At 32.1% G+C, this 21,807-nt stretch carries 25 protein-coding genes and 4 pseudogenes; 17 read left to right on the top strand and 12 right to left on the bottom strand.

The window, feature by feature from the left end; genetic code table 11:
- Positions 1 to 619: 619 nt before the first annotated feature.
- The 3 genes and pseudogenes from ACQH6S_RS00860 to ACQH6S_RS00850 all read right to left on the bottom strand — a co-directional run.
- A pseudogene (locus ACQH6S_RS00860) lies at positions 620 to 1,357 on the bottom strand (recombinase family protein); the annotation flags it as partial.
- Between the two features lie 201 nt (positions 1,358 to 1,558).
- On the bottom strand, positions 1,559 to 1,774 hold the full coding sequence (locus ACQH6S_RS00855; protein ID WP_425360550.1) for a hypothetical protein: 216 nt from the start codon (positions 1,772 to 1,774) through the stop codon (positions 1,559 to 1,561).
- A 402-nt stretch (positions 1,775 to 2,176) separates the two neighbouring features.
- On the bottom strand, positions 2,177 to 2,389 hold the full coding sequence (locus ACQH6S_RS00850) for a hypothetical protein (RefSeq protein ID WP_425364612.1): 213 nt from the start codon (positions 2,387 to 2,389) through the stop codon (positions 2,177 to 2,179).
- Positions 2,390 to 2,960: 571 nt separating this feature from the next.
- On the opposite strand from ACQH6S_RS00850, the gene ACQH6S_RS00845 reads away from it, so the two are divergent.
- The 3 genes from ACQH6S_RS00845 to tnpB (ACQH6S_RS00835) are packed head-to-tail and all read left to right on the top strand — an operon-like array spanning position 2,961 to position 6,051.
- Entirely contained in the window at positions 2,961 to 5,240 is a 2,280-nt protein-coding gene (locus ACQH6S_RS00845; RefSeq protein WP_425364611.1) for an AAA family ATPase, read from the top strand.
- Positions 5,241 to 5,284: 44 nt separating this feature from the next.
- Positions 5,285 to 5,710 (top strand): hypothetical protein, encoded by a 426-nt coding sequence (locus tag ACQH6S_RS00840; protein WP_341758053.1) that lies wholly within the window; start codon positions 5,285 to 5,287, stop codon positions 5,708 to 5,710.
- The gene (gene tnpB, locus ACQH6S_RS00835; protein WP_341752109.1) at positions 5,698 to 6,051 is read left to right on the top strand and encodes an IS66 family insertion sequence element accessory protein TnpB; all 354 of its coding nucleotides are present in this window, start codon (positions 5,698 to 5,700) and stop codon (positions 6,049 to 6,051) included. Before ACQH6S_RS00840 ends, tnpB (ACQH6S_RS00835) begins: the two co-directional genes overlap by 13 nt.
- On the opposite strand, the gene ACQH6S_RS00830 is transcribed toward tnpB (ACQH6S_RS00835), so the two are convergent.
- The gene (locus tag ACQH6S_RS00830) at positions 6,048 to 7,157 is read right to left on the bottom strand and encodes an IS66 family transposase (RefSeq protein WP_425364395.1); all 1,110 of its coding nucleotides are present in this window, start codon (positions 7,155 to 7,157) and stop codon (positions 6,048 to 6,050) included. The genes tnpB (ACQH6S_RS00835) and ACQH6S_RS00830 overlap by 4 nt on opposite strands.
- A 302-nt stretch (positions 7,158 to 7,459) precedes the next feature.
- On the bottom strand, positions 7,460 to 7,708 hold the full coding sequence (locus ACQH6S_RS00825; RefSeq protein WP_341758049.1) for a hypothetical protein: 249 nt from the start codon (positions 7,706 to 7,708) through the stop codon (positions 7,460 to 7,462).
- Between the two features lie 181 nt (positions 7,709 to 7,889).
- On the opposite strand from ACQH6S_RS00825, the gene ACQH6S_RS00820 reads away from it, so the two are divergent.
- The gene (locus ACQH6S_RS00820) at positions 7,890 to 8,261 is read left to right on the top strand and encodes an IS630 transposase-related protein (RefSeq protein WP_425364376.1); all 372 of its coding nucleotides are present in this window, start codon (positions 7,890 to 7,892) and stop codon (positions 8,259 to 8,261) included.
- A complete protein-coding gene (locus ACQH6S_RS00815; RefSeq protein ID WP_425364377.1) occupies positions 8,225 to 8,743 on the top strand; it encodes an IS630 family transposase in 519 nt (172 codons plus the stop codon). The genes ACQH6S_RS00820 and ACQH6S_RS00815 overlap by 37 nt, the downstream gene beginning before the upstream one ends.
- Before the next feature lie 476 nt (positions 8,744 to 9,219).
- Here ACQH6S_RS00815 and ACQH6S_RS00810 read toward each other — a convergent pair whose 3' ends face one another.
- On the bottom strand, positions 9,220 to 9,738 hold the full coding sequence (locus ACQH6S_RS00810; protein WP_425364377.1) for an IS630 family transposase: 519 nt from the start codon (positions 9,736 to 9,738) through the stop codon (positions 9,220 to 9,222).
- Positions 9,702 to 10,073 (bottom strand): IS630 transposase-related protein, encoded by a 372-nt coding sequence (locus ACQH6S_RS00805; RefSeq protein ID WP_425364376.1) that lies wholly within the window; start codon positions 10,071 to 10,073, stop codon positions 9,702 to 9,704. Before ACQH6S_RS00805 ends, ACQH6S_RS00810 begins: the two co-directional genes overlap by 37 nt.
- 69 nt (positions 10,074 to 10,142) lie before the next feature.
- Here ACQH6S_RS00805 and ACQH6S_RS00800 point away from each other — a divergent pair, with 69 nt between their 5' ends.
- From ACQH6S_RS00800 to ACQH6S_RS00785, 4 genes and pseudogenes are all read left to right on the top strand, one after another.
- A complete protein-coding gene (locus ACQH6S_RS00800) occupies positions 10,143 to 10,889 on the top strand; it encodes a M48 family metallopeptidase (RefSeq protein WP_425360547.1) in 747 nt (248 codons plus the stop codon).
- Between the two features lie 1,168 nt (positions 10,890 to 12,057).
- The gene (locus ACQH6S_RS00795; protein WP_425360546.1) at positions 12,058 to 12,663 is read left to right on the top strand and encodes a hypothetical protein; all 606 of its coding nucleotides are present in this window, start codon (positions 12,058 to 12,060) and stop codon (positions 12,661 to 12,663) included.
- A gap of 13 nt (positions 12,664 to 12,676) precedes the next feature.
- Positions 12,677 to 12,961 (top strand): helix-turn-helix transcriptional regulator, encoded by a 285-nt coding sequence (locus ACQH6S_RS00790; RefSeq protein WP_425360545.1) that lies wholly within the window; start codon positions 12,677 to 12,679, stop codon positions 12,959 to 12,961.
- A 138-nt stretch (positions 12,962 to 13,099) separates the two neighbouring features.
- A pseudogene (locus tag ACQH6S_RS00785) lies at positions 13,100 to 13,534 on the top strand (DNA adenine methylase); the annotation flags it as partial.
- 8 nt (positions 13,535 to 13,542) lie between these two features.
- On the opposite strand, the gene ACQH6S_RS00780 reads toward ACQH6S_RS00785, so the two are convergent.
- Positions 13,543 to 14,306 (bottom strand): IS5 family transposase gene (locus ACQH6S_RS00780; RefSeq protein WP_425364712.1). Its coding sequence is split into 2 segments (ribosomal slippage): positions 13,543 to 13,949 and positions 13,949 to 14,306, totalling 765 coding nucleotides; the frame shifts between segments, so codons are not numbered across the junction.
- A gap of 84 nt (positions 14,307 to 14,390) precedes the next feature.
- Between ACQH6S_RS00780 and ACQH6S_RS00775 the strand changes: the two are divergent.
- From ACQH6S_RS00775 to ACQH6S_RS00765, 3 genes and pseudogenes are all read left to right on the top strand, one after another.
- A pseudogene (locus ACQH6S_RS00775) lies at positions 14,391 to 14,777 on the top strand (DNA adenine methylase); the annotation flags it as partial.
- Positions 14,778 to 14,925: 148 nt separating this feature from the next.
- Positions 14,926 to 15,174, top strand: a complete 249-nt coding sequence (locus tag ACQH6S_RS00770; protein ID WP_341758049.1) for a hypothetical protein — start codon at positions 14,926 to 14,928, stop codon at positions 15,172 to 15,174.
- A gap of 302 nt (positions 15,175 to 15,476) precedes the next feature.
- Complete coding sequence (locus ACQH6S_RS00765) at positions 15,477 to 16,586, top strand: IS66 family transposase (RefSeq protein ID WP_425364395.1); 1,110 nt, start codon at positions 15,477 to 15,479, stop codon at positions 16,584 to 16,586.
- On the opposite strand, the gene tnpB (ACQH6S_RS00760) is transcribed toward ACQH6S_RS00765, so the two are convergent.
- Complete coding sequence (tnpB, locus tag ACQH6S_RS00760; protein WP_341752109.1) at positions 16,583 to 16,936, bottom strand: IS66 family insertion sequence element accessory protein TnpB; 354 nt, start codon at positions 16,934 to 16,936, stop codon at positions 16,583 to 16,585. The two genes, ACQH6S_RS00765 and tnpB (ACQH6S_RS00760), sit on opposite strands and share 4 nt — an antisense overlap.
- Entirely contained in the window at positions 16,924 to 17,349 is a 426-nt protein-coding gene (locus ACQH6S_RS00755; protein WP_341758053.1) for a hypothetical protein, read from the bottom strand. The genes tnpB (ACQH6S_RS00760) and ACQH6S_RS00755 overlap by 13 nt, the downstream gene beginning before the upstream one ends.
- A gap of 14 nt (positions 17,350 to 17,363) precedes the next feature.
- Between ACQH6S_RS00755 and ACQH6S_RS00750 the strand changes: the two genes are divergently transcribed.
- Positions 17,364 to 17,621, top strand: coding sequence for a DNA adenine methylase (locus ACQH6S_RS00750; RefSeq protein WP_425364610.1), 258 nt, complete (start codon positions 17,364 to 17,366; stop codon positions 17,619 to 17,621).
- A gap of 187 nt (positions 17,622 to 17,808) precedes the next feature.
- Here ACQH6S_RS00750 and ACQH6S_RS00745 read toward each other — a convergent pair whose 3' ends face one another.
- Positions 17,809 to 18,759, bottom strand: coding sequence for a transposase (locus tag ACQH6S_RS00745; protein ID WP_425364608.1), 951 nt, complete (start codon positions 18,757 to 18,759; stop codon positions 17,809 to 17,811).
- A 154-nt stretch (positions 18,760 to 18,913) separates the two neighbouring features.
- Here ACQH6S_RS00745 and ACQH6S_RS00740 point away from each other — a divergent pair, with 154 nt between their 5' ends.
- The 4 genes from ACQH6S_RS00740 to ACQH6S_RS00725 all read left to right on the top strand — a co-directional run bounded on the left by ACQH6S_RS00740 (position 18,914) and on the right by ACQH6S_RS00725 (position 21,514).
- Complete coding sequence (locus tag ACQH6S_RS00740) at positions 18,914 to 19,276, top strand: hypothetical protein (protein ID WP_341759821.1); 363 nt, start codon at positions 18,914 to 18,916, stop codon at positions 19,274 to 19,276.
- A 395-nt stretch (positions 19,277 to 19,671) separates the two neighbouring features.
- A complete protein-coding gene (locus ACQH6S_RS00735) occupies positions 19,672 to 20,283 on the top strand; it encodes a TraE/TraK family type IV conjugative transfer system protein (RefSeq protein WP_425360543.1) in 612 nt (203 codons plus the stop codon).
- A 39-nt stretch (positions 20,284 to 20,322) separates the two neighbouring features.
- Positions 20,323 to 20,511: a hypothetical protein gene (locus ACQH6S_RS00730; protein ID WP_425364609.1), complete on the top strand. Its 189-nt coding sequence runs from the start codon at positions 20,323 to 20,325 to the stop codon at positions 20,509 to 20,511.
- Positions 20,512 to 20,563: 52 nt separating this feature from the next.
- Positions 20,564 to 21,514 (top strand): transposase, encoded by a 951-nt coding sequence (locus tag ACQH6S_RS00725; protein ID WP_425364608.1) that lies wholly within the window; start codon positions 20,564 to 20,566, stop codon positions 21,512 to 21,514.
- A gap of 153 nt (positions 21,515 to 21,667) precedes the next feature.
- On the opposite strand, the pseudogene ACQH6S_RS00720 reads toward ACQH6S_RS00725, so the two are convergent.
- Positions 21,668 to 21,802: pseudogene (locus ACQH6S_RS00720) on the bottom strand (transposase); the annotation flags it as partial.
- Positions 21,803 to 21,807: the final 5 nt, after the last annotated feature.

Here is a 21,807-nt window from a genome sequence, read left to right as displayed (position 1 = left end):
TTTCATAGGCTTCAGAAGCTAGAGTTATCAAGGTTGAGGCGGCATCGGTAAATTTGTCATCTGCTTCTTCATAAATTTTTAACAAACGCACAATTTCATATTGACGATCTTTTAATTGTTGTTTTTTTGCTTGAAATTCTTCTGTACTCAGTTCACCATTAAGTCGTAAATCTATTAATGAGTTCAATCTTTTTTCGTTTTCAGTATGTTCTTTTTTAAAACTAGCTGTCGCTTTATCATGTTCATCTTTTTTTAGCTCATTAGTGTTTTTAAGGTGTTCTAGCGTGTCTTTTAATAGCTCGGGGTCTCTTATACCTATTTTCTTAAAAACCTCTTCTACCTTCGCTAAAACCTCATCTTCCCTAACATATATTTTTTTGTTTGGATTTTTTGGATCCCATGCTACCAAATAAACCCATTGATCTACCTTACCATTAGAATATGTTTTACTATGAATTTCCGATGTCACTATCTTGCCTGTTGTTGCACAAGTAATTAACCCTCTAAATAGGAAATCTTTACCTCCATATTTGAAAGGCTTTTTATTCCAACCTAAACGTACTTCTTTACATGCCATAAATGTTTCTCTTGTAATAATTGGTGGATAATTATGCAGCCACATCTCTCCTTTTACTAACATTTCACCGTAATAAAATGGCTGCTGCATTAAACGGTGTAATACTGTTTTATTTAGGTAATAATTCTTTTTACTCCTTAACCCTAACTCTTTTGCCATGTTCACTATGCTTCCAAGAGTATATTCTCCTGTAGCATATTCTTCAAATAATTTTTTTATAATAAAAGCTCTAGATGAATCTAGAATTACTGTACTATTGCCATGTGCATCTCTGCTATTTAGATAACCAATAGGAGCAGGACCTATCCATTCTCCTTTACGTAATTTATGATCTAAACTCCTTTTGACATTATCACTTAAACTATCAACATAAGATTGAGCCATTAATACGTTCATCCCCCATACCAATTTTTCATGAGATTGAGAATCTTTTGTTAATATATAACCTTCTGTTCTAAAATGTAATTCTATTTTACCATCTTTTATTGGTCCTTCCAATAATGAAATTTCTGAAATTCGTCTTTGAACGCGATCAACTTTATCAGCTACAATAGCAATGGTTTCTCTATGGCTTTTAGCAAATTTGATCATCTCTTTAAATTGTTTGCGATCACCTCTGCTTGAAGATTCGATAATTTCAAAAGTTTTGATAACTTCAAGATTTTTACGTTGGCAATATTCTACTAATCTATATTTTTGAGCTTCAATTGAATGCCCCTCTTCTTGCTCCCTTGTTGAAACACGAACTAAAATTATAGCATTTGTTGCTTTGTCTGTCATATATTCTTCCTATTATAATATTAGTTTAATTGCTTAAAACAATCTCCATCATGGATAAACCGTATAATTAGATCAGTCAAGTAAAGTATGTGCTTAATTGTCTCATTGTAGTGAGTCATTGCAGGTAAATGTAACATTTTTAGCCTATACAAATTTTCCAAGAGATTTTGAGGCTTATCTTCTGGCAAATCAGATTATTACTTATTTTTCTTGTTCTTTTTTCTGTTTCATTTTGTAGTCAATAATTATTTGATAAAAACCAATTAAATTCTTAGCTGAGTCATGAAGTTCCTCGTCACTCAATTGGTTGTTAGACATAGTTTTTAGTTTGTTAACTATTGACAGGTAAGTTTCTTTGGAAGAGCGTTTATCCTTATCTATTTCCTTTACTATCTTCTGTATATCGGCTTTGCTCATAATATCCTCATCTTATTAAATGTTATTTTATATTCAGGAGTTTTAGACTTTGTAAAATTATGCTAAATTTTTTATTTTTTAAGCAAAAATTAAATTATAAAGTGCTATATGCTATAATTTTAAAACCTTAATATGCAATCAAGTTACCCTCAAGTTATATAGTCAATTAACCTGAATTAGTGCCGAACAAGCACCCATCGGGCGAGACATAGCCGACGAAGTAATCCATTTAATCGTTTTTTTGGATTGCTTCGTCGCCACTAAAGTGGCTCCTCGCAATGACGCTGAGGCTAAATAATAATCGGATTTATAACGTTGCCAATTCAAGTTAATTCACTATAATATTTAATGGGATAAGCATTTTTGACTTTTTACTAAATGCGAAACTCCCGATATTCTTATTCATTTCTTTTTTGAGAGTGGTGGTTGTTCAAATATTCCAGCATCATAGCCATAAAAATCATTAGGTGTCACAGCTCCTTGGGTTATTTTAAAAATATTCATCATAATTTTCCTTTTTGGGATAGTACCTTCATATAAATATTTATGAATATGGGCTTGGCTAATATTAAATAATTTCGCTACTTCACCAGAATTTTTTTTATTCCACTGCATCCATATCTCAAGTCTCATAAAAATATACCTTACACCTTTAGCTTAACTACAGGTGATAAATTGTAACTTACTATATTATGGTTAATAAGAATTTTTCTTAGCTATAACTTTATCTTTAACGTTATTATATGGTTTTGACTGTAATAAAAATTTTGAAGCTTGTGTAAGGAACTTACCAGCAGTAATTTTTTATTACAGTTATTTTTGATTGAAACTAGGGGCGGAATCTACGCAAATTCGGAATAAGTACTAGAAAAGCAGACATATAGGCACTATAAGAAATCATTATGTGTGAATTCACAGAAATGTAATTTATACATATCCTTGTAGTACTTATATCTAAAGCGTTTTTACTAATCCTTATCCCAAATTCACGTAATCTACAAAAACTTACTCACAGTTAAATAGTATTGTGATAGGTAAAATTATAAGTAATTTTCATATATACCACTTTTATATTTCTAAATAATTAGCTTAATAATGAATGAAAATAATATTTTACACACAATTGGTTGGTTAGCGAAATAAATGCTGGAGTGAACAATATAGGTAGAGAAATTTAAAGAAAATCATGTTACAACAATCACAAGATTATTTAAAAACTTACTTTTACGTAGTATTTGGCTATTTAGAAGGTTTTGTACCATTTCGCTCTTTTTCTGAAAAAGGTAATAGCAATAGGAGACCACCAAGTAATATTTGGGTCAAGGCTGATGATCATATAGTAGAAGAGGCATTAAAATTTGCTAAGCTAACTAATCAACGAAGCACAGCCTTTTATGTTATTCCAGGTACTGTTGGTAAAGTAGGGGTAGCTTGCAGTCAAGATGTTATGCAAATGCAAACTCTGCTTATTGATATTGATGAAGGAGATACTGACCACAAATTAGCAGAGTTAACAGCTACTATAGGTGAGCCAACTATGGTGGTGGAATCTGGAGGTATTACTGAATTAGGTCATGCCAAACTGCATATTTATTGGCGACTGGATAAAGCGGTAATGGGTAATAATTTGCAGCAATTACTAAAACTTAGGCAACAAATCGCTAAAATATTTGGTGGCGATAGTCATTTTAAGTCTGCACATCAACCAATTAGAGTAGCTGGTTCAATTTACCATAAATTTGGCAAAAATAGTGTAGTTAAGATTAGGACGTATAGTCCAGTAGAATATTCGATAGAAGAGCTAATAACCAGAGTAGAAGCAATAAGCCCCTACAAACATTTTCATGAAGTAAGCAATAATACAAAAACTAATAACACCAACAAGCTATTGCCTATTGAAAAAGTCCTTACCAATAAAGTTTATCAGGGAGGTAATGGAGAGCAGACCAGGTTTAATCATTTAAGTCGAGTAATTGGCTACTGGCTGCGGCGGTGCCATGATGGGTTAATTAGCAAGGACAGGGCGATTGAAGAAATTTATGGATATAACCTAACTAATGTAGTGCCTCCCTGGTCTGTAGAGAAGATACAGCAAAGCGTTAATGGTTTATGGAAGGTGCATTTGCAAAAATATGGTGAACCACAAAAAACATCTTTTCCAGATTCTAGAAGTCTAGATAATGACCAATTGCCAATAATTACCAGTTTTTCATTAGAGTCTCTTTTATCAGATAAAACTGCCTTACCTAAAGATATAATTGCTCCACGTATTTTAACACCAGGTGGCATATTAGTTTTTGGTGGTGCTCCTAAAGTTGGTAAAAGCGACTTCTTGCTGTCATTATTTGTTCATATGGCAGCTGGTCAAGAATTTATTGGTTTTATACCACCAAAACCACTGAAAATTCTCTATTTTCAAGTAGAAGTTGGTTACCATTATTTACGTGAAAGACTACAAAACATACAATTATCAGAAGAGATAATTAATCTAGCTAAAGATAATCTATATATCTCAAGCAACTTAAAGTTAAGTTTGAATGAAAAAACTATAGAAGAACTGGCTAGACATATTAAACAGACTTTGCCAGATAAACCAGACATCATTGCTATTGATCCTATAAGAAATGTCTTTGATGGAGGTAGAAGTGGCTCCACAGAAAACGACAATGATGCTATGCTATTTTTTTTGCAAAAAAGGATTGAGTTACTGCGAGATCAAGTAAACCCAGATGCTGGGATTATACTGGTACATCACACTCGAAAAATCACTAGAATGCAGTTTGAAGAAGATCCATTCCAAGCATTTAGTGGGGCTAGCAGTTTGCGTGGTTATTACAGTGCAGGTATTTTGTTATACAAGCCTGATGTGGAAAATAACAACCGTAAATTGATCTTTGAACTACGTAATGGTCCAGAAATTCAAACTAAAATTGTCTGCAAAAAAAATGGATTATGGATAGAGCAACCTATTGCAAATGACAGAAGAATAGCATTTAAAAAAAGTGGCTTATTATTTGATAGAGAACGACAGAGAAGAATTGAAGTGATCATTAATTTGCTTGAGTCTGAAGCTATTAAAGGCAAGTTTTATTTAATGAAGCAGTTTGGTGAGAAATTTCGTAATACTCATGATTTAGGAAATAAAAGAGCTATTTGTGATGATTGTTCTGCAGCTGCTACTAAAGGACTTATTAAATTTTTTGATAACCCAGAAGATTATGGATTAGACCTTGTTAAAGAAGGTAGGGCAAATTTTGGTTTTATGTGTACGCAAAGAATGAAAATGTATCTAGGCAGCTCTGTAGATGCCAATATTGGAACAATTGCTCCAAATTATAAAACAATATTACCTACACATTATAAGCGTGACGGTGATGGTAAAAAAGAGGAAGTAGTTGATCCTGAAATTTGGAGCATAGATTTTGAGCAGTGTATACTTGCAGCAAAACTGCATAACTTTATCTAATTTTTTTGTTAGTATGAATTTTTTATACATTTGGGTTTCATACTATGCAAATACCATCGATTACTATTGAGCAAGTAGCTCAGCAATTTAAAGCTTGGCGTCAAACTAAAACTAATAAGTTTGATCCTATACCAAACCATCTAAAGGAATTAGTTCACCAATTACTCCATCATTATTCTTACCAAGAGATAGCTAAACATCTTAATATTAATAAAGCAACAATTAGTTCAACTAAAAAAGCCCATGAACCTACCATCAAAACTTCTTCTGTCTCAACTTCAAATCAATCCCTACAACAAAATATTAATTTTCTCCCATTTCAACTAGTAAATTCTATAGATACCGATCCTGTAGCTGCTCCCAAGCAAAATCACTATACTTGTCACATTATTAAACCAAATGGTACCAAGCTTATTATCCAAACACTAGAGCCAAAAACTATAATTCAGACATTTTTATGCTGCAACTAACCCCGGCGTCAGTTATTTTTGTTGCCACTATTGCCATCGATTTTCGCAAGGGTATCGATGGCTTAATCGCTGTTTGTAGACAAAAACTTTCTTCTGACCCTCTTAATGGTTCCTTGTTTTTATTCTATAATAAAAACAGAACTGCCATTAAAATTTTGTCCTTTGACGGTCAAGGCTTTTGGCTATGCTCTAAACGCCTATCCAAAGGTAAATTTACGGCAAAACTTTTCCCATCTGATAATTCATCTTACCAAATTTGTTATAGAACCTTACACATTCTTATTCATAATGGCGATCCTAGTTCTGCCAAATTCTCTAATGATTGGCTTCCTGTCGTTTAAGCTGCTGTCTCGATTAATTCCGTATTATTCATATATCTTGCATAGGCAAAAGGCGTATAATCCTCAGGATGCTTCTTTGCTTTGCTACTATGCTCTTGTAGCCAATTTAAATATTTAAAGGCATTGATCTCGTTCTCACTACAAGTCTTTACTATACTATACAGACCACTATGTATCTCAGCACTATTGATTGTTTTAAAGAATAATGAATTCTTCCTTTGTAAAATAATGGTACGCAGTGATCTCTCAGCCCAATTATTATCAAGATTGCTAACTGGGATTTTTAAAAATTGGGTCAAACCTTCTTTATTATTTATCCAATATTTCATAGCTTGTCCAAGCCTACTATTAGGCTCAACTTTCTTGTCGTTAAATAATTCGTCTATTTTGTTATATATGTTTTCTATATATTTACTGCTATGTTCCTGATGATACCCAAGTTTCTCTTCAGGACTCATCTCTTTACATTGATGTTCATTGTGGTAAATCCCACGTGTTTGTTTGAGAAAATATCCGCATTCTTCAGGGTAATATAGTTCATTTTCTGTAAATTTTCTCTGACCATGTGACAAACAATTGATCATCACTATTATTGCCAGTAATTCTTTATCTGCTTCTGATAATACCGGGTTATTATTGTTACTTGCGTCAGTCATTAATTGGATAGAATCTGTTCTATTCTTACGATTCTTTAGTACGTTACCTATATTTTCTCCACCATGCCTATTACCGGTAAAATATAAAACTATTACCTCATTATTTGCAGTCTTAGCACATATTGTAGTAGTATAACAGCTGCGTCCTTTCTTATTTTGAGTACGTAATTTTTTATTGGCTATAGTAATTTCTAAAATCCTAGCTCTAGTATCATCAAGGTTCAGTGAACTACATTCGGCAGCCATTTCCAATAATACCCCGTAAATTTCAGCTCCACCACCTTCTTGCCAAACATCTAAATATTGTTGCCAGAGCGAGCTGTATGCTATAGGAACCCCGCTTAAACTCTGTAGCCTAGATAAACGGTAGAAAGGAGTACCATAGGTCTTTTGTAACACTATTGCACTTCTGCTACTATTTGTCCATTTGTTGATATTTTTATTGTTCATAACTGTATAATCGCAAGCATTACAGCGTAACGTTTTCTTTACATATCTGTTGACTGTAATTGGAGCATTACCTGTAAATTGTAGCAATTTTCTAGCTTCACTATTATATAGTTTGCCATTATAGCAGTGAGGACAGCTATCACCACTACAAAAATTCTCAGGAGTTAAATAGCTGGTATTCGCATCCTTATAATCATCAAACCCATATTTACCTTGCCAATTACTACGATCTATCTTTTTGGGCTTATCGCACTCTCCTTCATTACCACCATTCCCGTTATCAGATTCACCTGGCGGTTCTTTTAATGAATCTGAACTATCTTTTTTTTGTGATCTGCCTTAAAACCAATCAGCATTTCCTTAAGCTTATTTATACTGATATTTGATGATGCTAGCTTGTCTATTAGCTCGTTACAAAATTTCACAAGCTCTACTATCGTTTGCTGTTCATCTCCCGTTAATGAACTTTCCTTGACATGCTGTATTAGTTCTTCTCGTTCTTCAGCACTTAAGGTCGCTACTTTTGGTTTTTTCATTTGATTAATTATCATTATTATTAATATTTCAAATATTATAATATGACTGCTACTTTTTCAACTAGTTTTTTTATTAATCTGTTTTTTATTAATCGGTGATATTTGCATAGTAGAAATCCAAATTTATACAATAAATTCATACTATAGTAAATCAAATTGAATTAGGTGATAAGATGTGGTATAAATAAAGGAAAAAATGTCAACAAGTCCATATAGTCAAGATTTAAGAGAAAAAGTAATAAATTATATAGAAAAAGGTAATAGTCAAGAATCTGCTGCTAGAATATTTGCTATACATAAAAATACAATTAGCCGTTGGAACGTAAGGAGAAGAAAAGAAGGAACAGTGCTGGCAAGAGCTAGACTAGGATTTAAAAGTAAGATTGATAAAAAAGCATTGGAATATTTCGTAACAAATAACCCTAATAGTAAGCTACAAGAAATTGGTAAGAATTTTGGAATTACAGGTTCTCAAGTAGCTAATATATTAAAAAAGTTAGGATTTAGTTATAAAAAAAAACCTTTAGCTATTTGGAAGCAAGTGCAGAGAAACGATCTGATTATTTAGAAAAGATCAGTAAATATGATAAAGATAAAATAGTATATCTTGATGAAAGTGGGATAGATATGACAATTTGCCAAGATAGAGGTTGGGGTAAGATAGGAGAATTATTGATTGGCAAGAAGAGTGGGAAGCATTATCAAAGGACTAATATAATAGCTGGTTTAGTAAATAACAAACCAATAGCCCCTTTTGTTTTTAATAAAACTTGTAATACAGAACTATTTAATAATTGGGTTGAAAAATTTTTGATTAAAGAGTTAACAGCAGGACAGGTTGTAGTGATGGATAACGTTAGTTTTCATAAATCTCAAAAGACAAAAGAGCTAATAGAATCAGTTGGTTGTGAAGTTATTTTTTTACCCCCATATTCTCCAGACTTAAATCCAATAGAAAAATTTTGGGCTAATATGAAGCGATGGATTCGAAACAAAATAGCGGAAATTGGTACATTATCTAAAGCTATTTCTGCATTCTTTGTCACCTAATTCAATTTGATTTACTATAGCAAAGAAATTAGATAGTGTTACGCAGTTTTGCTGCAAGTATACGAAATTTGGAGCATAGATTTTGAGCAGTGAGTAAAACTAATGAAGATAATGTAACACGGTAAACTGCAAATTTTTTAAATGCAGTAAATTAAAACTGTGAAATTTAAAAATGCAGTAAAAAAGCACTGTCCTTTTGAAATTCTTGTAAGTCCTATCAGAGATCAGGATATGAAGCAAGATTAAAAAAGCAGTTAAATTAATATAACAAACTACTTGTATTATACAGACTAGATGCTATGCTAATCCAATTAAGGTTATTATTAGTATAATATATTAGTGATTTTTCATACAAATCACGTTGGTATGTCTTAATGTTAGTTAAACTCATTTTATAATCGTAATATCTTAGCTAAAATTGATATCATTGATTGCGAAATTTGGTCTTTATTATTACTATAGTAAATCAAATTGAATTAGGTGACAAAGAATGCAGAAATAGCTTTAGATAATGTACCAATTTCCGCTATTTTGTTTCGAATCCATCGCTTCATATTAGCCCAAAATTTTTCTATTGGATTTAAGTCTGGAGAATATGGGGGTAAAAAAATAACTTCACAACCAACTGATTCTATTAGCTCTTTTGTCTTTTGAGATTTATGAAAACTAACGTTATCCATCACTACAACCTGTCCTGCTGTTAACTCTTTAATCAAAAATTTTTCAACCCAATTATTAAATAGTTCTGTATTACAAGTTTTATTAAAAACAAAAGGGGCTATTGGTTTGTTATTTACTAAACCAGCTATTATATTAGTCCTTTGATAATGCTTCCCACTCTTCTTGCCAATCAATAATTCTCCTATCTTACCCCAACCTCTATCTTGGCAAATTGTCATATCTATCCCACTTTCATCAAGATATACTATTTTATCTTTATCATATTTACTGATCTTTTCTAAATAATCAGATCGTTTCTCTGCACTTGCTTCCAAATAGCTAAAGGTTTTTTTTTATAACTAAATCCTAACTTTTTTAATATATTAGCTACTTGAGAACCTGTAATTCCAAAATTCTTACCAATTTCTTGTAGCTTACTATTAGGGTTATTTGTTACGAAATATTCCAATGCTTTTTTATCAATCTTACTTTTAAATCCTAGTCTAGCTCTTGCCAGCACTGTTCCTTCTTTTCTTCTCCTTACGTTCCAACGGCTAATTGTATTTTTATGTATAGCAAATATTCTAGCAGCAGATTCTTGACTATTACCTTTTTCTATATAATTTATTACTTTTTCTCTTAAATCTTGACTATATGGACTTGTTGACATTTTTTCCTTTATTTATACCACATCTTATCACCTAATTCAATTTGATTTACTATAGCCTAACAAATAACTATGAAGAATGATCAAAGATTAATGAATAACTTCTTTACTTTAGAGCAATCGGATCCTCATATTAAAGTGCCTATAATTTACAGCAGTAATTCTAAGAAGTATATTTCTATAAAAATAAATCACGATGGAGTAAAGGTAATATTACCTTTACTATTACAAGATGTAGATGATAGATATAAACCAGGTATTAGAAGTATTGTGCATAAATTTCTTCTAGAAAGAGAACCATGGATTAGAAAAAGTTTAAATAAATTTGTAAAACCAGAAATTATTATAGATACTCTATCTGTACCCATATTTGGCGAAACATATTCATTACATAATATTGAAGCTAATTATGATAAAATCGAGATTAACCAAAACAGTATCCAAATATATTCCCAAAATAATCAATATCAAAATATATTAATAAAGTTTTTAAAAGATACTTTATTATCAGAAGCCTATAAATTAGCTATTATATTTAGGGAAAAACATAATTTATATTTTACTGGAGTTAAACTGATTGATAATAGGAATAACTGGGGTAGTTGTAATTACTTAGGTGAACTATCATTTAACTGGCGGTTAGTTTTTGCACCCAAAAACATTTTGGAATATTTAGTAGTTCATGAAATGTGCCATTTAGTAGAAAAAAATCATAGTAAACGTTTTTGGAATCTTGTAATGCAGGACTACCCAGATTATAAATCAGCTATACTATGGCTTAAGCAAAATGGAGATAGGTTGAATCAATATTTTAGATAAAATGCGTGATTCGTATATCTCATTATAACAAAAATTATGCTAAGCTAAAATTAAAAAAGCAGTACGCTTTAAAATAATAATGTGCTTTTGAAATCCCTATAAACCCTGTTATGAATCAGGATTTAAGACAAAACCAAAAAAGCAGTACACTTTTAAATGAAAATGCTCTTTTGAAATCCCCGCAAACCCTATTATGAATTAGGATATGAAGCAAGCTCAAAAAAGCAGAACTCTGCTTTTTTAATACGTTTTTGGAACCCCTGCAAATCCTATTATGAATCGAGATACGAGGCAACATTAAAAAAGCAGTACGCTTTTAAATAATAATGTGCTTTTGAAATCCCTGCCAACCCTGTTATGGCTCAGGATTTGAGGTAAAATCAAAAAAGCAGTACGCTTTTAAATGAAAATGCTCTTTTGAAATCTCCGCAAACCATATTATGAATCAGGATTTGAGGTAAAATCAAAAAAGCAGTACACTTTTAAATAATAATGTGCTTTTGAAATCCCCGCCAACCCTGTTATGGCTCAGGATTTAAGACAAAATCAAAAAAGCAGTACGCTTTTAAATAATAATGTGCTTTTGAAATCCCTGCTAACCCTGTTATGGCTCAGGATTTAAGACAAAATCAAAAAAGCAGTACGCTTTTAAATGAAAATGCTCTTTTGAAATCCCCGCAAACCATATTATGTATCAGGATAAGAGGCAAGCTCAAAAAAGCAGAGTTCTGCTTTTTTAATACGCTTTTGGAATCCCTGCAAATCCTATTACAAATCAGGATTTGAGGTAAAATCAAAAAAGCAGTACGCTTTTAAATAAAATGCGTTTTTGACCCCTCAACAAAGCTCATATCACAGCACTTTAAAGAGGTATCAAAAAAGCAGAATTTTGCATATATATAAATATATATAATAGCAGACTATAAAAGTCTGCTGTTGATATATTTATGCATTTTTGCTTGCAATGATTTTTCCGAGCTAACAAACTACAGTACCAAACTCAGCAGGTTGAATATAATTACTAGAAGTAAGAATTTTTACCTAAGTTCCAGTATGATCCTGATGGTAAGCTCTAACTGACAGTAATTTTTAATTGCTAGCTATTGCAATTTAGAAGCTTTAGGGTACAATAAAAGATGCAGTAGTAAAGGCAATTAAGGTAAAAAATATGAATCAAAAAAATATTTTAAACAAAGATAAAGAACAAACTAAGCAAACGATTGACGGTCGAATAACGAGCGAGTCAGCAATAGATCAGTGTTCAATTGATGATTCTGTTTTTACTGCATTAGTTGCAAATGAAATATTTGCAGAGTTAACAGCTCAATTGGCTGCCTGCTTAAACCTACCAATTCAAGAATTTGGCTATCGCCAATTTTTAAACAATGGAGCAACGATGGGCTTTTGCACAAGAAATATCAAAAACACCCAAAGCAAAAATCTAGGCTACGAATACGAAACTTTGAGAAGATTCTATAATCAGGAAGCATGTAACAGCTTTATCATCTACCAAAGAACAAAAGATAAAATTGAAGGTTTTTACTTTTTGTCTTCAAGCAATAATTCAGAGATTATTAGCTATTACATTAATCACCTTGAATCTTTTGAACAGTTTATTAACATTGTCAGTCTTTATGTTAGTATAGTTATGAGTAGCATAAGATGCAATAATTCATACTGTGAAACTTTACAGCACAATGATTTATACGTAAAAATTTTTAGTCAAAATAGCTTGGACGAATTATTTCCTGCAAAGCTTTCAAGCAGTAACTAAAAATGGTTCCATTATGAAAATAACTAAACTTAACATAAAGTATCTAGGCAAATCTTTCATTCTTACCCAAAGAGCTATGGAATGTCTTATACTTGCAGCTCTTGGGTTTCCTAAAAAGCACATAGCAAGTAGATTAGGCATATCGTACAGAACTGCAGAAAAACATATAACAAATGCTAAAAATAAAATTGGCATTTATAATCATAGACAATTAATTGATTTTTTATTTTCTAGTGAAATATTTAAGCACCCTACTACTGCTACTATTGCAAGCAACATCAATCAATATAAAAATTAATTATTTTAAATTGCTCATTCCTTAATTTTCTATAACATGAGGTTTATTAGCAAGAATAATAGGTGAAAATGCCAACTATTCGTTTTTAATTAATCTCTTATGCTTTTCTAGAGAATAATTAAAGAATGAACTAACATGATGCAACAACAAACTTTTATAAATGACAATACAAGCACAGCGATTGATAAAATAACTACTATTAACCCTACTAACCCAATTATTAGACCATTTTTTCAATGGGTAGGAGGCAAAAGAAAAATAGTTGATAAACTGATAGAACGCATTCCGCTAGGTTTAAATAATTATTATGAGCCTTTTCTTGGTGGTGGAGCACTGTTTTTCCAAGTAAAAAATAGATTCAATAAATGTTTTCTATCTGACATTAATCTTGAGCTTGTCACCAGCTATAATGCTGTCAAAAAGTATCCAGCAAAAATTATAGAGTTATGTGAATCATATCGGTTAAAACATAGTAAAGAATATTATAACCAAGTTAGAGATAATAATATTAATAGCAATGATCCTACTGAAATTACTGCAAGATTTTTATATTTAAATCGATATTCTTTTAGGGTGTGTCGTCACGAGATTTTAGCCCACATTAGTAATCCCCTTAGACAAAGACCCGCCATGTATGATTTTGTGTTTTTAGCATATCTTGTTGCTATACCACGCCATTCTTTAAATTTTTGAAATGTATTTTCAATAATGTGCCTTAACTTATATAAATCCTTATCTATCTCTCTTTGAATCTTTCTGTTTCTTTTTGATGGTATTACAGGAATTATATTTGCTTGCTCAGCAAATTCTACGATGCTATTTGTGTCATAAGCTTTATCCGCTATAAGGTACTCTGCCTCTATATTTTGGGTTAATTCACAAGCTTGAGTACAATCGTTTCTGGAACCTTCTGTAACAATAATTCTGACCGGCATACCATGCGCATCCACGGCCATATGTACCTTTGTATTGATCCCCCTTTTGTGCGGCTAATCGTTTGATTCCCGCCTTTTGCCCCAAGCCCTGCTTTATGGGCTTTTACAAATGTAGAATCTATCATTAACCATTCGAAATCAGGATCATTTATAAAAATATTTAGTACATTCTCCCATACTCCATTATCTCGCCATCTACAGAATCTTCTGTGTACATTCTTCCAATTCCCATAATCAGGTGGCAAATCTCTCCATGGAGCTCCTGTCCTAAATATCCACATTACTGCATTTACAAAGGTTCTATTATCTCTTGCAACCCCTCCCCAACAACCTTCCCTACCAGGCAAATGGCTTTGTATTTTATTCCAAAGTTCATCGTTTATATCATGTCTTCTATGTGCTAGCCTCATAACTCTTATCCCTATTTCTATTACTATAATTAGTATAAACAACTTCACAATTTATTCAATTACAATCTCGTGACGACATACCCTAGGGGAATATACCGAGTGAATAAACATGATCAAGTTCGAATGTCTTGCTCTACCAGAAACTATGCTACTTTTGGTAATTTTACTACTATACTTAACCAATGTAGCCGTACTTTACAAGATACGACAATTTACGCAGGAGATTTTTCTTTTATAGAACCGCAAGCGAATGATCTTGTTTACTTTGATCCACCATATCATAAATCAGGTGAAGTTTTTTATACCAGATTACCATTTAGCGAAGATGATCAAGTAAGACTTAATAAATTTGCTATGGAATTATCTAATAAAGGAATCAAGCTTATGATTTCTAACAGTGATACTAGCTTTATTAGGGAATTATATAAAGATTTTAACATTAGTACGTATACTTGCAGCAAAACTGCGTAACACTATCTAATTTCTTTGCTAGTATGAATTTATTGTATAAATTTGGATTTCTACTATGCAAATATCACCGATTAATAAAAAACAGATTAATAAAAAAACTAGTTGAAAAAGTAGCAGTCATATTATAATATTTGAAATATTAATAATAATGATAATTAATCAAATGAAAAAACCAAAAGTAGCGACCTTAAGTGCTGAAGAACGAGAAGAACTAATACAGCATGTCAAGGAAAGTTCATTAACGGGAGATGAACAGCAAACGATAGTAGAGCTTGTGAAATTTTGTAACGAGCTAATAGACAAGCTAGCATCATCAAATATCAGTATAAATAAGCTTAAGGAAATGCTGATTGGTTTTAAGGCAGATCACAAAAAAAAGATAGTTCAGATTCATTAAAAGAACCGCCAGGTGAATCTGATAACGGGAATGGTGGTAATGAAGGAGAGTGCGATAAGCCCAAAAAGATAGATCGTAGTAATTGGCAAGGTAAATATGGGTTTGATGATTATAAGGATGCGAATACCAGCTATTTAACTCCTGAGAATTTTTGTAGTGGTGATAGCTGTCCTCACTGCTATAATGGCAAACTATATAATAGTGAAGCTAGAAAATTGCTACAATTTACAGGTAATGCTCCAATTACAGTCAACAGATATGTAAAGAAAACGTTACGCTGTAATGCTTGCGATTATACAGTTATGAACAATAAAAATATCAACAAATGGACAAATAGTAGCAGAAGTGCAATAGTGTTACAAAAGACCTATGGTACTCCTTTCTACCGTTTATCTAGGCTACAGAGTTTAAGCGGGGTTCCTATAGCATACAGCTCGCTCTGGCAACAATATTTAGATGTTTGGCAAGAAGGTGGTGGAGCTGAAATTTACGGGGTATTATTGGAAATGGCTGCCGAATGTAGTTCACTGAACCTTGATGATACTAGAGCTAGGATTTTAGAAATTACTATAGCCAATAAAAAATTACGTACTCAAAATAAGAAAGGACGCAGCTGTTATACTACTACAATATGTGCTAAGACTGCAAATAATGAGGTAATAGTTTTATATTTTACCGGTAATAGGCATGGTGGAGAAAATATAGGTAACGTACTAAAGAATCGTAAGAATAGAACAGATTCTATCCAATTAATGACTGACGCAAGTAACAATAATAACCCGGTATTATCAGAAGCAGATAAAGAATTACTGGCAATAATAGTGATGATCAATTGTTTGTCACATGGTCAGAGAAAATTTACAGAAAATGAACTATATTACCCTGAAGAATGCGGATATTTTCTCAAACAAACACGTGGGATTTACCACAATGAACATCAATGTAAAGAGATGAGTCCTGAAGAGAAACTTGGGTATCATCAGGAACATAGCAGTAAATATATAGAAAACATATATAACAAAATAGACGAATTATTTAACGACAAGAAAGTTGAGCCTAATAGTAGGCTTGGACAAGCTATGAAATATTGGATAAATAATAAAGAAGGTTTGACCCAATTTTTAAAAATCCCAGTTAGCAATCTTGATAATAATTGGGCTGAGAGATCACTGCGTACCATTATTTTACAAAGGAAGAATTCATTATTCTTTAAAACAATCAATAGTGCTGAGATACATAGTGGTCTGTATAGTATAGTAAAGACTTGTAGTGAGAACGAGATCAATGCCTTTAAATATTTAAATTGGCTACAAGAGCATAGTAGCAAAGCAAAGAAGCATCCTGAGGATTATACGCCTTTTGCCTATGCAAGATATATGAATAATACGGAATTAATCGAGACAGCAGCTTAAACGACAGGAAGCCAATCATTAGAGAATTTGGCAGAACTAGGATCGCCATTATGAATAAGAATGTGTAAGGTTCTATAACAAATTTGGTAAGATGAATTATCAGATGGGAAAAGTTTTGCCGTAAATTTACCTTTGGATAGGCGTTTAGAGCATAGCCAAAAGCCTTGACCGTCAAAGGACAAAATTTTAATGGCAGTTCTGTTTTTATTATAGAATAAAAACAAGGAACCATTAAGAGGGTCAGAAGAAAGTTTTTGTCTACAAACAGCGATTAAGCCATCGATACCCTTGCGAAAATCGATGGCAATAGTGGCAACAAAAATAACTGACGCCGGGGTTAGTTGCAGCATAAAAATGTCTGAATTATAGTTTTTGGCTCTAGTGTTTGGATAATAAGCTTGGTACCATTTGGTTTAATAATGTGACAAGTATAGTGATTTTGCTTGGGAGCAGCTACAGGATCGGTATCTATAGAATTTACTAGTTGAAATGGGAGAAAATTAATATTTTGTTGTAGGGATTGATTTGAAGTTGAGACAGAAGAAGTTTTGATGGTAGGTTCATGGGCTTTTTTAGTTGAACTAATTGTTGCTTTATTAATATTAAGATGTTTAGCTATCTCTTGGTAAGAATAATGATGGAGTAATTGGTGAACTAATTCCTTTAGATGGTTTGGTATAGGATCAAACTTATTAGTTTTAGTTTGACGCCAAGCTTTAAATTGCTGAGCTACTTGCTCAATAGTAATCGATGGTATTTGCATAGTATGAAACCCAAATGTATAAAAAATTCATACTAACAAAAAAATTAGATAAAGTTATGCAGTTTTGCTGCAAGTATACTGATCAAGTAAGACTTAATAAATTTGCTATGGAATTATCTAATAAAGGAATCAAGCTTATGATTTCTAACAGTGATACTAGCTTTATTAGGGAATTATATAAAGATTTTAACATTAGTACTATTACAATCAAATATCCGATATCAAATTACCGAAGAACATCTAATGAAGTGTTAATAACAAATTATGTGTGATAATAAATACCGAACAGTAATGGTGACATATAGGGACCGTTGAAAGATAAAAAATTGGTCTAATTTCAAAAAAAGAAAAAATCTTTTGTCTAAAAAATTACAAAAAAAATCATCGACTCTGATGTTTTTAAAAGATTGCAATTTTTTTTCATAAATTTTAGCTTTTTGTTCTGCCAGATACTTAATTTTACATAGCCAGAACGGTTAAGCGTTTCAAATTAAAACATATTGCATTCATAAATTCAGTAAATTGATTTTTTGCAATACCTATATATCTCAGTCGCTTATTTTCTTGTGAAAACACCCTCTCAAATGGAGACCTAATAAAAGTATAATATCGATCAAGAGCAAAATTCTTCTCTTTCATGTTATTTTTCTTAATGGCACATAGATGAATTCCTCTACCAGCAGCAACGACCTTTGCTGTTGCAACACAATAACCTTTATCAGCATATACCGCTCCGCTAGTTGGTAAAACATGGGCTAAACCTTTTGCATCTGTAACGTTAGCAGGAGTTACAGCAACTTTATTAATCAATCCAGATTGAATATCCACGCTAACATGTTTCTTGTAACCATACCAAAACTTATTGCCACCTTTGCAACCAATCCTAGCTTGTTTATCATATGCAATTTTCGGCAGAGATTCATTGTTCAACTTCTCATATTTTTGCCTTCTAGCTTCATCTCGCTCTTCCCACAAGCTAGCTTTAGAAATTAAATGGCTTGCGTCAACGAAAGTAAATACTTCACTCATATAACCTTTTGAACGTAGTTGTTCTCTGAATAATCTAAAAATCTTAGATAACATATTTGTACCTATCTTGGCTCGAACTTTACTAAAAACACTATAGTCAGGTGTAGTTTCAGTAAGCTCAAAATCACAGAACCACTTAGCTGCATTGCTATCGTTTAAATATCTTTCTAGTTCACGATCTGATAAGTCTTCCATAAACTGTAACAGTAAGCATTTAAAAAGTCGCAAAATGCCATAACCTTTATAATTAGCTCTGGATTCAATAGTTTTTAATTCTTTAGCTGCTACTTCAAAATCAAATAATTCTTTAAATTTACGATATTGATGATTTGCGTTAACTAATTGATTTAGACATACCATCGTCATTTGATTCGAAGACATTCTACAACTCTCTTTTTTCTTTTTTTTCATTATACCATACCTATCTCTTCTTTCAACAGTCCCATAATTTATCATCTTAAGCTTAGTTATGACGCTACAACGGAGAAAGTAGTAAGAAAAAGCAATAGCAAATAATTAACAAAAGAGGAAGATTATGGTGGATTCGAAGAAAATACCAAACACAACTAACAAAATAACTAGCAAACAAAAAGATCAGCATTGTCTAGATAATAACTGGGGCGATACTCTCTCATATTTCAGCTATGGAATAATTATCATTTTACTTAGCACTATTGCCTCTGAAAGTTTAGCGGTAGATTTAGGTAGATTTGGCAAAGGTGTCGTCGAACCACTGGTAAAATTTGTAACGGATTACTGGGTTTATGGAGCTGGGCTTGGTGGTATTTTCACAACTATTCTATCTGAAGGTGATGGTCGCGTTCGAGTAGTTCGTGGCGGTACAGTTTTTGTCGGTAGTAGTGCTATTTGTATGGGTATACTAGCTGCTATAGCTTAAATCAAGGATAAATTGTTACAATATTTGATTTTTAACTTTTTTACTTACGAGATTCAATTATGGAAAGAGTACGCTTTAATAATTGCTTAAACAAACCAGTGAGATTTTGGAACATATCTATTGGGTCAATAGTAGGGGGTATTAGCTTTGGGTTAATCATTTTATGTTTTAAAGGAGTGTTATGGTCTTTTTTGGCGAGTAGCATTGGTTTTACGATAGGTGGTTGATTTATGGATAAATGGTGGATTGGCATAATCCAGCGTTGGCTCTATTGGCATCTGCCATTTGGTAGGCTGGTTATATCAGCCAATTTACCAGAGTCTCACATAAGGTTGTTTATGTAGTAATACTAAATATTAAATGTAAATAGACATGGAATAACTAGGGATTAAAGAATGGAAAAGATAATAGCTATAGGTAACATCCAACAAGTAGCAAAACAGCGGAATTTGTTTTTAATATTAACGATGCTACTTTGCGTTAGTTGCTTAGGGTTATCAATTAAATTATTGACGAGCAATGAAAAAGTAATTTTGGTACCAAGTCTTAGTCAAGAAATATGGACTAGTAATAGTGGAGTTTCCAAAGGATATCTGGAAGAAACAAGCCTAATGTACCTACCAATGCTCCTTGATTTAAATTCAGAAATAATAGATTACAAAGCAGCTATCATCTTTAAATATATTTCACAAAGTGATCCTACTTATATGAAAAATATCCAAAACTATTTTGCCGATAGCAAAGAAACATACAAAAAATTTGCCTTATCAACATACTTTTCCATCAAGAATTTAGAAGTTGATAGTAAGAATTTGCAAGTAATAGCAGCTGGCATGCTAACCTCAAGATTTGGCGATAAAGGTTTTGAGGTCATTCCTACTTCTTATCAATTATCTTATGAGTGGCTAGGTGGACAGCTTAGACTGAAAGAATTTGTAAGAATCAATGAAAATCAAGAAGCAGAGATAGTACGGCACAACAGAGAAAATGATAAAGAGAAAAAATAAAGGATCAGAAAACTAGAGAATAACATGATGAGCAAAATAATGACCAAAATAACACTAATGATTGCCATGATATTAACGAGTAGTGGAGTACTTGCAGCACAAGAATTTGAATATATACCAGGAAGAAAAATCAAGGCTAAAATAAGTGCAAGTAACGTTAACAGAATAGAATTTGGAAAAATAGCTATAGCACAAATTATTGGTGATGAAAGTAAATGGGACTGTTGAAAGAAGAGATAGGTATGGTATAATGAAAAAAAAGAAAAAAGAGAGTTGTAGAATGTCTTCGAATCAAATGACGATGGTATGTCTAAATCAATTAGTTAACGCAAATCATCAATATCGTAAATTTAAAGAATTATTTGATTTTGAAGTAGCAGCTAAAGAATTAAAAACTATTGAATCCAGAGCTAATTATAAAGGTTATGGCATTTTGCGACTTTTTAAATGCTTACTGTTACAGTTTATGGAAGACTTATCAGATCGTGAACTAGAAAGATATTTAAACGATAGCAATGCAGCTAAGTGGTTCTGTGATTTTGAGCTTACTGAAACTACACCTGACTATAGTGTTTTTAGTAAAGTTCGAGCCAAGATAGGTACAAATATGTTATCTAAGATTTTTAGATTATTCAGAGAACAACTACGTTCAAAAGGTTATATGAGTGAAGTATTTACTTTCGTTGACGCAAGCCATTTAATTTCTAAAGCTAGCTTGTGGGAAGAGCGAGATGAAGCTAGAAGGCAAAAATATGAGAAGTTGAACAATGAATCTCTGCCGAAAATTGCATATGATAAACAAGCTAGGATTGGTTGCAAAGGTGGCAATAAGTTTTGGTATGGTTACAAGAAACATGTTAGCGTGGATATTCAATCTGGATTGATTAATAAAGTTGCTGTAACTCCTGCTAACGTTACAGATGCAAAAGGTTTAGCCCATGTTTTACCAACTAGCGGAGCGGTATATGCTGATAAAGGTTATTGTGTTGCAACAGCAAAGGTCGTTGCTGCTGGTAGAGGAATTCATCTATGTGCCATTAAGAAAAATAACATGAAAGAGAAGAATTTTGCTCTTGATCGATATTATACTTTTATTAGGTCTCCATTTGAGAGGGTGTTTTCACAAGAAAATAAGCGACTGAGATATATAGGTATTGCAAAAAATCAATTTACTGAATTTATGAATGCAATATGTTTTAATTTGAAACGCTTAACCGTTCTGGCTATGTAAAATTAAGTATCTGGCAGAACAAAAAGCTAAAATTTATGAAAAAAAATTGCAATCTTTTAAAAACATCAGAGTCGATGATTTTTTTTGTAATTTTTTAGACAAAAGATTTTTTCTTTTTTTGAAATTAGACCAATTTTTTATCTTTCAACGGTCCCCTTTTATAAAACCCACAATGGTTGAAATAGAATGTTTGGGAGGAATGGATATTAACATATGCACGTGATCTGGCATTAGATACCCCTCCTCTATCTTACATTCTTTTTGTTGTGCTAAACTATGGGATACATCTTTTA

Source organism: Candidatus Tisiphia endosymbiont of Mystacides longicornis (genome assembly GCF_964031095.1).
Classification (GTDB): domain Bacteria; phylum Pseudomonadota; class Alphaproteobacteria; order Rickettsiales; family Rickettsiaceae; genus Tisiphia.
This window is presented reverse-complemented; position numbering and strand designations above follow the sequence as displayed.

What these genes read in the sequence shown, in the direction of transcription:
- ACQH6S_RS00800 (WP_425360547.1), top strand. Translation starts at nt 10,143, where the DNA reads ATGAAGAATGATCAAAGATTAATGAATAACTTCTTTACTTTAGAGCAA.
- ACQH6S_RS00840 (WP_341758053.1), top strand. Translation starts at nt 5,285, where the DNA reads ATGCAAATACCATCGATTACTATTGAGCAAGTAGCTCAGCAATTTAAA.
- ACQH6S_RS00825 (WP_341758049.1), bottom strand. Translation starts at nt 7,708, where the DNA reads ATGATAATTAATCAAATGAAAAAACCAAAAGTAGCGACCTTAAGTGCT.
- ACQH6S_RS00725 (WP_425364608.1), top strand. Translation starts at nt 20,564, where the DNA reads ATGTCTTCGAATCAAATGACGATGGTATGTCTAAATCAATTAGTTAAC.
- ACQH6S_RS00730 (WP_425364609.1), top strand. Translation starts at nt 20,323, where the DNA reads ATGACCAAAATAACACTAATGATTGCCATGATATTAACGAGTAGTGGA.
- ACQH6S_RS00750 (WP_425364610.1), top strand. Translation starts at nt 17,364, where the DNA reads ATGTATAAAAAATTCATACTAACAAAAAAATTAGATAAAGTTATGCAG.
- ACQH6S_RS00820 (WP_425364376.1), top strand. Translation starts at nt 7,890, where the DNA reads ATGTCAACAAGTCCATATAGTCAAGATTTAAGAGAAAAAGTAATAAAT.
- ACQH6S_RS00745 (WP_425364608.1), bottom strand. Translation starts at nt 18,759, where the DNA reads ATGTCTTCGAATCAAATGACGATGGTATGTCTAAATCAATTAGTTAAC.
- ACQH6S_RS00850 (WP_425364612.1), bottom strand. Translation starts at nt 2,389, where the DNA reads ATGCAGTGGAATAAAAAAAATTCTGGTGAAGTAGCGAAATTATTTAAT.
- tnpB (WP_341752109.1), bottom strand. Translation starts at nt 16,936, where the DNA reads ATGCTGCAACTAACCCCGGCGTCAGTTATTTTTGTTGCCACTATTGCC.
- ACQH6S_RS00795 (WP_425360546.1), top strand. Translation starts at nt 12,058, where the DNA reads ATGAATCAAAAAAATATTTTAAACAAAGATAAAGAACAAACTAAGCAA.
- ACQH6S_RS00735 (WP_425360543.1), top strand. Translation starts at nt 19,672, where the DNA reads ATGGAAAAGATAATAGCTATAGGTAACATCCAACAAGTAGCAAAACAG.
- tnpB (WP_341752109.1), top strand. Translation starts at nt 5,698, where the DNA reads ATGCTGCAACTAACCCCGGCGTCAGTTATTTTTGTTGCCACTATTGCC.
- ACQH6S_RS00770 (WP_341758049.1), top strand. Translation starts at nt 14,926, where the DNA reads ATGATAATTAATCAAATGAAAAAACCAAAAGTAGCGACCTTAAGTGCT.
- ACQH6S_RS00755 (WP_341758053.1), bottom strand. Translation starts at nt 17,349, where the DNA reads ATGCAAATACCATCGATTACTATTGAGCAAGTAGCTCAGCAATTTAAA.
- ACQH6S_RS00805 (WP_425364376.1), bottom strand. Translation starts at nt 10,073, where the DNA reads ATGTCAACAAGTCCATATAGTCAAGATTTAAGAGAAAAAGTAATAAAT.
- ACQH6S_RS00830 (WP_425364395.1), bottom strand. Translation starts at nt 7,157, where the DNA reads ATGAACAATAAAAATATCAACAAATGGACAAATAGTAGCAGAAGTGCA.
- ACQH6S_RS00845 (WP_425364611.1), top strand. Translation starts at nt 2,961, where the DNA reads ATGTTACAACAATCACAAGATTATTTAAAAACTTACTTTTACGTAGTA.
- ACQH6S_RS00740 (WP_341759821.1), top strand. Translation starts at nt 18,914, where the DNA reads ATGGTGGATTCGAAGAAAATACCAAACACAACTAACAAAATAACTAGC.
- ACQH6S_RS00765 (WP_425364395.1), top strand. Translation starts at nt 15,477, where the DNA reads ATGAACAATAAAAATATCAACAAATGGACAAATAGTAGCAGAAGTGCA.
- ACQH6S_RS00855 (WP_425360550.1), bottom strand. Translation starts at nt 1,774, where the DNA reads ATGAGCAAAGCCGATATACAGAAGATAGTAAAGGAAATAGATAAGGAT.
- ACQH6S_RS00790 (WP_425360545.1), top strand. Translation starts at nt 12,677, where the DNA reads ATGAAAATAACTAAACTTAACATAAAGTATCTAGGCAAATCTTTCATT.